Origin of the sequence: Bacillus sp. MYb209 (assembly GCF_002975175.1) — a bacterium.
Classification (GTDB): Bacteria; Bacillota; Bacilli; order Bacillales; family Bacillaceae_G; genus Bacillus_A.
The window spans coordinates 1-8420 of sequence record NZ_PCNZ01000064.1 but is presented as its reverse complement, the minus strand read 5'-3'; the positions used below and the strand labels follow the sequence as shown (position 1 = coordinate 8420).

The window sequence follows — 8420 nt, the reverse complement described above, 5'->3', positions numbered from 1 at the left end:
GATACAAGCTCTTTCTCAAGAGTATCAAACTCGGTGATTAGGGTAGAGTGGTATAAGTTCACCTTAGGTTGATAGTAATGTATAGTGACTCCTAATAAAGTGTCATTCCTTGATCGTCTGCTAAATATTTTCCGATTCCGTCTGATTCTAACACCTAAAGCTTGTATTTATTTGACTTATCACGAATCGTATCGGTGATGGATAAGTCTTTTACATTCACACGGGAAATGGAGAGGTCACGATTAAGGACATAAGCGCGTTCTCCGTCCTGGCTAAAGACAATGGCTTGCCGGGGTTCTGTGAAACCACTGATTGTCTTAATCACATGGTTATCAGAGACATTGATCACATCGATAGTATTGTCCGCCTTGCTGCTTGCAAAAAGCAGTTTACCATCGGGCGACAAGGCTGCACCATATGGCTCACGTCCAACTTTTACCTCGTTAACGATTTGTCCTAGAGAGATGTCCACCACGGAAATGCTGTCACGACCGCTGTTTGCGGCATACAATGTTTGACCATCGGCAGTCACGGAGATTCCACGAATCATAGAGAAACCAACAATCTCACGTACGATGTTCTTAGTGGCTGCATCAACTATGGACACCTTATCTCCTTTAAAGTTTGTTACAAACACATATTTTCCATTCGGAGAGACTGTAATACCTTGGCGTGGTTGGGAGAAACCAGTGATGACTGCAGTCGGTTTGCGTTTCTCAAGGTCTATAACGGTTACAGAACTATGTGCCTGATTGTTCACGTACAGTGTCTTTCCATCGGGGCTGACGCTAGTGCCGAATGCACCTGGACCGACTACGACTTCATCCTTTAAGGCTAGGCTTTTTGCGTTGTAGAATCGTAAAGTGCCTAGCGTACTGTCCGAGACAACAAATTCTGAACCATTGTTAACGAACACGATGTTTCTCGGTGTAACAAAACCATCGATTTTCTTGCGTAAATTACCTTTAGCAAGGTCATAAATACGGATGGATTGTTCGCGACTATCTGAAACAATCGCCATCTGCTCATCGGGACTTATAGCGAGGGAGTTGTTAGTGATGCTTCCATCGAATCTCTCCTTTGCCATAGAGCTTTTATTTTCAGTAAATGAAGCAAAAATGGCAATCGGAAAAATAATAACAAACATCAAAGCTACAACCAATACACCTTTAAATTTCATTTTTTTTAACATTTCTTCACCTCGTTAAAAATTTTTTCACATGATAAATCTTCAAGACACACGAATAACTTCCATAGGTACACGCAAGCCCAGCAGGTAAACAGGGTGTTTGAATCTTTGCAAATATACTTACTATACGTTTTTTGATTCCCTCCTATTGTAATCGTGTCTGAATTTTTATCCCTTCGTTCTATGTAAACGTACAGGGGTTCAGCCGAGATACGTGTAAAACTAGGTCATAGTAATACATTTTTTACCAAACGTTGTTTATCGGTGATATTTGTAACATAAACGTTCGTTTTTGTTACGTTTTGTATTTGAAAATATGAAATATCCTAACCGTTGAACTAGCTGTAACAAAATACTGTATCAAAAATAATTCATAACATTATTAGTAAAACACCTTTTTGTTACACCATAACCTGATAATGGAAATAAAATACAGCCTATGACCCAAAATTACATGTATCTCGGCTGAACCCCATTATGTGCTTAATAAAAATTTTCCTTTAAAGCAATGCTTATATGTTTGGAATTCGTTAATTAGTTGATGTACTATTGTGTTCTATCATTATCTGTTTCAGATACATATATTGTTGATACCGATCTAAAAATTTTTCATGTAGTGGTACATTATTTATATGATTCTGTTGAAAATAGTTGTTTAAAAATATAATGAACTTTTTTTCCATTCGCTTTTCCCTAGTGCGATGAAATAAATCAGAAAGTAGCGTACCTCTATTTTCAGTAAAAGGAACCTTTTTGAATATCTGCAAAAAATGACTTAATTCTTCTACATTATAGAAGGTATCAATCTTTTCGTTACGAGGTGTATCAAAATTGTATGTTGAGTAAATATAAACATCGGTGAAGTTTCTATCTTTGGAGTTGGGTTCTAAATGAAAACCTAATTTTTTTGCTTTTTCATATAGTTTAATTTTTTGAGGAGAATCTTTATACACGGTTACAGTGGCATATAATTCTGGAACCCCTACGACTTTCGCAAATAGAACACGATGATTTCCGTCTATTACCTTGAAATGATTTTTGTATTCTACAAGATCGATAGCATTCTCATATAAACCAGCACGATTCATTTCTACACGTTTCATGGGTGTACTTTTCATATATGTTTCAAAATATTCGGGCTCTGTTATATATCTTCCTAACATGTAACCTCCAGGATTTGATTTTTCAAATGCTTCTATAACAGTAGAGTTTTTATATTTATCATGACTAGTACTGATGATGTTTGTACACTTTACTAACTTATCTTCTTCGTGCTTATCACAACAGAAATTTATGAAATTGGGATAAATATTCATTTTATGATCTATACATTTTGGTGGTTGATTTTTATTAATTCCAAGATGGTTATAAAAAGAGTTAAAATTACTCATCTTTTATTCTCCAATTTAAAGTATTTAGTGGATATTGTGTTTTGTTAGCTTGATGACGATGTGTTGTGACGCCTATCAGGGCATCAATTCAGCAATTGTAATAGTTCCTAGTTTCTTATGAAAAAAAGAAGGAACTAAAGAAGAATAAACAGGCTTTCCTTTTTTCTTGTTCTTATTGTGATATATCTTGAACCAATAAACAATCGGATATTCCCTTACAAGTATTTCTTGTCCTAGGTGTTTTGTTTTAAGCATGTTATTTACTTGTGACTCTGAAGGTTCAATTTCAGGTGTTTGTAATGCATTAGCATGGATACTAGGGATATTTTCACAGACTGCTGATTGAAGACTACTTATCATAAGTGAAAAAGAATCATGAGTAGTACCAAAGGTTCTACAGATCATAGGTCTTTTATTGTATACTGTACAACTTCCATTATGTTCATCTAATAATGGACAAGGTAATTGGAATCTTTCTATTTGTTGATATTGTTCTACATCTTTAAAGTCAGTTTTGTTCTTATTTTGAAAAGTTGTATCTTCTTCTAATCTTTTGTATAACCCAGGATTATTGGTACGTAATGAATCTAAATGTTTGAGTGCCTTTGCAAAAACAGTTTCAGCAAATTCTATACCAATATTGCGCATTTCTTCTAAAAGTAATTCAAATTCCAACATTGAAACGTGAAAGACATCATAGCAACAATTGAAACATCCTTTTCCGCAAGGGTGATTTTCGAACTCTTTATGTATTGCTTTGTAATCTGAAATGATGTTATCTATTTTAAAATATTTTTTATAAAGATTTCCGATATAACTATTTGGATCTACATCGTCATGACATTTTTTCTGTTTTTTGTCACTACCACAAAAACATAATTCATTTCTACCCATCTTTTTCCCCCTCAATTTTTTTATGTTTTATTTTCAAATCTCTTCACAAGTCGATAAAATGTAGTTTTAGATAGATCAGCTTGTTTCATCGCTTCTACGGCAGTAACCTTTCCTGTCTGCCAGGAATTATAAGCCATGATAAATTCCTCTGTAATCTCTACTCTAGGTCTTCCGAGATGTTTTCCTTGTTTTTTAGCCAAATGGATTCCCTCTTGTTGTCGAGTTTTTATCTTTGTTCGTTCTTCTTCAGCAAGCCAAGAAAGAATTTGAAGTACTAGGTCTGTAATGAGATTCCCCAAATTATCTTGATACTTAGTTGTATCTAATAAAGGCATATCAATTACAACAATATGTGCTTTTATATTTTTGGTAATATCCCTCCATTCATTTAAAATAGCTTCCTTGTTTCTTCCGAAACGATCCAGGGATTGTACATATAAAATGTCCCCTTCCCGTAACATCATTTTTACAAGTTGATATTTTTGGCGATTGAAATCTTTACCAGATTGTTTATCAATGAAAATATCTCTTTCATCAATACCCACTTGTTTCATCGCTTCTAGCTGTCTACCTTCGTTTTGATCTTTACTACTCACACGGATGTATCCGAATTTTCTGTTATTCAATGTATCAGAATCTCCTTCTCTTGATGTTTTATAATACATATTATAACAAATTAGTTTCAAAAGGTGTCATTTTTTTAGAGACGTTTCAAAAATGGATTTTTGAGGTTTTGGAACTAGTATTTCATGTAATTTTGACAGTACCAAAAGGTGTACCTTTTGAAGTGATGAGATGTATTTTAGGGGTATCAAAGTTTCTTAAGTTGATTGCATGTATAAGTGCTCTCTTTTTTTAAAAATATATATTAATAAAATCAGGTAATACTTTAGAAATTCTTTAAATTTATTTAACTTTACTTATCCTTATATATTATTTAATATATTTTAAGTAAAAGTATTGGATTTAATATTATTAAAGCGGAGGTTTACATGAGCAAAGGAAAGCCCAATAAAACAAAGAAAGATAAAGTTACTTTTAGATTAAACGCACTGTTTTTTTGTGTGTTTTTACTATTTTCAACTATTATTCTTCAGTTAGGAAAAGTACAACTCGTTGATGGAGAATCTTATAAAAATAGAGTTGAAAAACAAGAAAACGAAACCATTAGTGTCCCCGTTCCACGTGGACAGATTTTTGATCGAGAAGGTGAAAAGGTTGTTAACAATAACGCTATTCGTGTCATAACGTACACAAGAATGAAAAGTATACAATCCGATGATATTCTGAAAGTAGCTAAAGACCTTTCAAATATAATTGAAATATCCGAAGAAGATATAAATAAATTAACTGAAACAGATAGAAAAGATTTTTGGATGCAAATGAATAAAGAACAGGCCCAAAAAAAAATAACGAAACAAGACGAAGAAAAACTTAGAGTAAAAAATATTGAGGGAAAAGGGTTTGATAATAAAATAGAAAAATTGAGACGAGAACGTGTCACTGATGAAGAACTAAGTAAATTAACGCCAGAAGACCTAAAAGTATTAGCTATTAAAAGTAAAATGAGTTCAGGATATCAAATGACACCTCAAGTTATAAAAAAGAACGCAACCGAGAAAGAATACGCAATAATAAGTGAGAATTTAGAAAAATTCCCAGGGGTAGATGCAACAACAGACTGGGATCGTAATTATGTAAATGGGGATTTATTCCGTTCGGTATTAGGAAATATTACAAGTGCTGAAGAGGGGCTTCCAAAAGAAAATTTAGACTCTTATTTAGTGCGTGGTTACAATCGTAATGATCGCATTGGAAAAAGTTATATTGAACAACGATATGAAGATGTATTACATGGAAAAAAAGCTGAAGTTCGAAATATTACTGACAAAGAAAAAAATATTACTCAAACGGAAATGATTTCCAACGGGAAGAACGGAAAAAATTTAACATTAACAATCAATATGAAATTACAGAAGCAGGTTGAAGAGATTATTGAAAAGCGTTTAAAAGAGTTTAAAGGTTCAGAACCACTATTAGACCGAGCGTTTGTTGTAATGATGGATCCAAAAACAGGTCAACTTTTATCCATGGCTGGAAAAAAATTAGTGAAAAAAGATGGGAATATAAAAGTAGAAGATTATGCTTTAGGTACATTGACTAGCTCTTATGAGCTTGGATCTACCGTAAAAGGAGCTACACTTTTAACAGGATTTGAGACAGGTTCCATAACGCCAGGAACATATTTTCATGATGCACCAATGCATTTTAAAGGAACAAAACCCAAAAAATCTTGGAAGGATTTTGGAAGTATTGATGACCTACGAGCGTTACAAGTTTCATCAAATGTTTACATGTTCAATACAGCTTTAAAAATTGCAGGCATAAATTATGTACCTAATAGCTCATTAAATATTACAGCAGCTACATTTGATAAAATGAGATATTATTTTGGACAATTTGGTTTAGGTGTTCCAACAGGTATAGATTTACCAAATGAAGCTATTGGACAAATGAGTAAAGAAAATTATCAGCCAGGTTTCTTACTAGATTTAGCTATTGGACAGTATGATACGTATTCACCATTGCAGTTAGCACAATACATTTCTACTATTGCAAATGGGGGATATCGAATGAAACCACAGATTGTGCAAGAGATTCGAGAGCATACAGTGAAAGAAGAAGAGATTGGAAAAGTTGTACAATCCATGGAGCCAGTTGTATTGAACCGTGTAGATATGAAAAAAGAATATATTGATCGAGTACAAGAAGGTTTCAGAAGAGTATTTCAAGAAGGTGATGGAACAGGTGTGCATTATTTCCAAAAAGCTTCTTATAAACCGGCTGGTAAAACAGGAACAGCACAAACAGTTTATGGAGGAGATGATCCTGTTGGTAGAGATGAACAAGGGAAAAGAATCCGTTGTTATAATTTAACTTTAGCAGGATATGCTCCATATGATAACCCGGAAGTCGCATTTTCTGTTGTTGTACCATGGGTATATGATGATAAAGGTGGAATTAATTCAATGATTGGTAGAGACATTTTAGATGCATACTTTGAATTAAAAAAGGATACAGGGGATAATACCCCTTCTCAAACAAACTAAATAAAGCGAATGAAGATAATAAAAAAATGCCCCCTACATTAAAACTTAGTAGGCGGCATTTTTTATGAAATTATTAATAAGGAATGGAACCATATGTTATCTGAAGAACAAGAATATAATCTTAATTTAAAGTTTTTTCTATTTGGTATGTTGATGTTTTTGTTGTTATTTTTCAATTTTGATTTTTATAAAGTAAAAGGAAATTCCATGTACCCCACTGTACAAGATCAAGAATATATATTAGTAAATAGAGCAGCTACAACAATCTGCCCATTATATCATGGGCAGATTGTTGTTATAAAAATACCGAATGATTCCAATTATTACATAAAAAGAATAATTGGTTTGCCCAATGAAACAGTTAAAATGGTTAACGATTCCGTTTATATAGATGGGGAGAAACAAGAAGAACCTTATGTTTACAAAGATTTAATTAATAAAACTGAATTTCTCTCCAACTTTAGCGAGAGGAAAGTGCCTTCAGGCAAATTATTTGTAATGGGAGATAATCGTTATAAAAGTATGGATAGTCGAAACGGTCTAGGGTATATAGATAAAACTAGTATAGTAGGAGTATTAGCTTGCAATTTTTGGCTTTTATAAAAAGTACATGGTGTTCCCAGAAAAAAACAGGGGTTTGAATAGTATAAATCCTTGGTGAATAAATGAATACTTGCTAATATACATGAAGACCACAACAATAGCAGCACCCTGTTAATATAGTTAAATTATTATTAATATTGAATTTGAAAATAAAAAGAACTTGTAGGTATCTCTACAAGTTCTTTTTTAGATAATGAAAAAAAGTGAAATAAACTATCTCATAACTTGAATCGGAGCAAACACTCTAACCACGGGTTGATTTTATTATATATCAAATCTTAACATATCCACTTTTGATATTTGAAAATTATGTTAATTTAGAAGAGGAGAACAAAGAACGGTCTTAAACCCCTAAAAATTTCAATTAAACATTTTGAACAAAATGTTTTAAATCAATATACTTTTCATAATAAATTATAAAAAGTGTAAGTATAGGTAAATAGAGAAGAATGTAGAATTCTTATAGAAATGAATATACTTATAATCAATAATAATTTACATATGTAAAATGAAGGTATAGTTATGTTCACCTATAAACTATAAAAACAGACATTTGTTAACTATTTCTATTTTGTTTATTTTGTTACCCTGTATCATCCCTTAACAACAAATAAAATGCTAAACCGAACACAACAGCGCCTAATACAGTAATTTCTATATACATGTTATAACCTCATCAAATGTCCATTTTGTCAATTAATGTGTAATTTCTATATAACAAAGAAAAAACACCCGTTTTGGATGCTTTTAAATCTTTTCTATAATATAAACCAATGTCTTTTTTGATGGTGCATGATAAGAGTAACCTTGATTATTATGAACATATATTTCGTATTTACCCATCACTTGAAATCTTTCTGTTTCAGATTCACCGAACTTTGTTACAGAGTCACATAAAATAGTTAATTCTTTTCTATTATTGCATAACAAATTAGAAATTTGTTTTTCGGTATATATTCCTGCTACCGCTAATTCTTTCAACATTTCTTCATGTTGCATAATTTATCCCCCTTTCCCAATCTATTCATTCAACATAAACCATAATTATCCTTTTATTTTAATGAACAAAAAGCCATCACCGAAGTGACAGCTCTAAAGAGGATGGGCGAAGACAAAGAATCTTCCGAGTTTCTATTCTAATCGTTCTAACGGTTTAACACACTTATTAACTGCAGTAATTAATACCTTAATGTTTTCGTTAGCTTCTTTTGTATCTACATCAACTTTCACTGA

The 8420-nt window shown here is 32.4% G+C and carries 7 protein-coding genes; 2 read left to right on the top strand and 5 right to left on the bottom strand.

Translation table 11 applies throughout. From position 1 onward, the window contains the following. Window positions 1–154: 154 nt before the first annotated feature. The 4 genes from CQZ94_RS29375 to CQZ94_RS29360 all read right to left on the bottom strand — a co-directional run bounded on the left by CQZ94_RS29375 (window position 155) and on the right by CQZ94_RS29360 (window position 4100). The gene (locus CQZ94_RS29375) at window positions 155–1192 is read right to left on the bottom strand and encodes a WD40 repeat domain-containing protein (RefSeq protein ID WP_105588258.1); all 1038 of its coding nucleotides are present in this window, start codon (window positions 1190–1192) and stop codon (window positions 155–157) included. 527 nt (window positions 1193–1719) lie between these two features. Further along, the gene (locus tag CQZ94_RS29370; protein WP_105588257.1) at window positions 1720–2580 is read right to left on the bottom strand and encodes a hypothetical protein; all 861 of its coding nucleotides are present in this window, start codon (window positions 2578–2580) and stop codon (window positions 1720–1722) included. Between the two features lie 75 nt (window positions 2581–2655). Next, window positions 2656–3474 (bottom strand): YkgJ family cysteine cluster protein, encoded by an 819-nt coding sequence (locus tag CQZ94_RS29365; RefSeq protein ID WP_105588256.1) that lies wholly within the window; start codon window positions 3472–3474, stop codon window positions 2656–2658. 20 nt (window positions 3475–3494) lie between these two features. Then, window positions 3495–4100: a recombinase family protein gene (locus CQZ94_RS29360; protein WP_105588255.1), complete on the bottom strand. Its 606-nt coding sequence runs from the start codon at window positions 4098–4100 to the stop codon at window positions 3495–3497. Window positions 4101–4466: 366 nt separating this feature from the next. Here CQZ94_RS29360 and CQZ94_RS29350 point away from each other — a divergent pair, with 366 nt between their 5' ends. Both CQZ94_RS29350 and lepB read left to right on the top strand, forming a co-directional pair. After that, window positions 4467–6584: a peptidoglycan D,D-transpeptidase FtsI family protein gene (locus CQZ94_RS29350; protein ID WP_105588254.1), complete on the top strand. Its 2118-nt coding sequence runs from the start codon at window positions 4467–4469 to the stop codon at window positions 6582–6584. A 93-nt stretch (window positions 6585–6677) separates the two neighbouring features. Beyond that, on the top strand, window positions 6678–7187 hold the full coding sequence (lepB, locus tag CQZ94_RS29345; protein WP_105588253.1) for a signal peptidase I: 510 nt from the start codon (window positions 6678–6680) through the stop codon (window positions 7185–7187). A 747-nt stretch (window positions 7188–7934) separates the two neighbouring features. On the opposite strand, the gene CQZ94_RS29340 is transcribed toward lepB, so the two are convergent. Beyond that, a complete protein-coding gene (locus tag CQZ94_RS29340) occupies window positions 7935–8186 on the bottom strand; it encodes a hypothetical protein (RefSeq protein ID WP_105588252.1) in 252 nt (83 codons plus the stop codon). Window positions 8187–8420 lie beyond the last annotated feature (234 nt).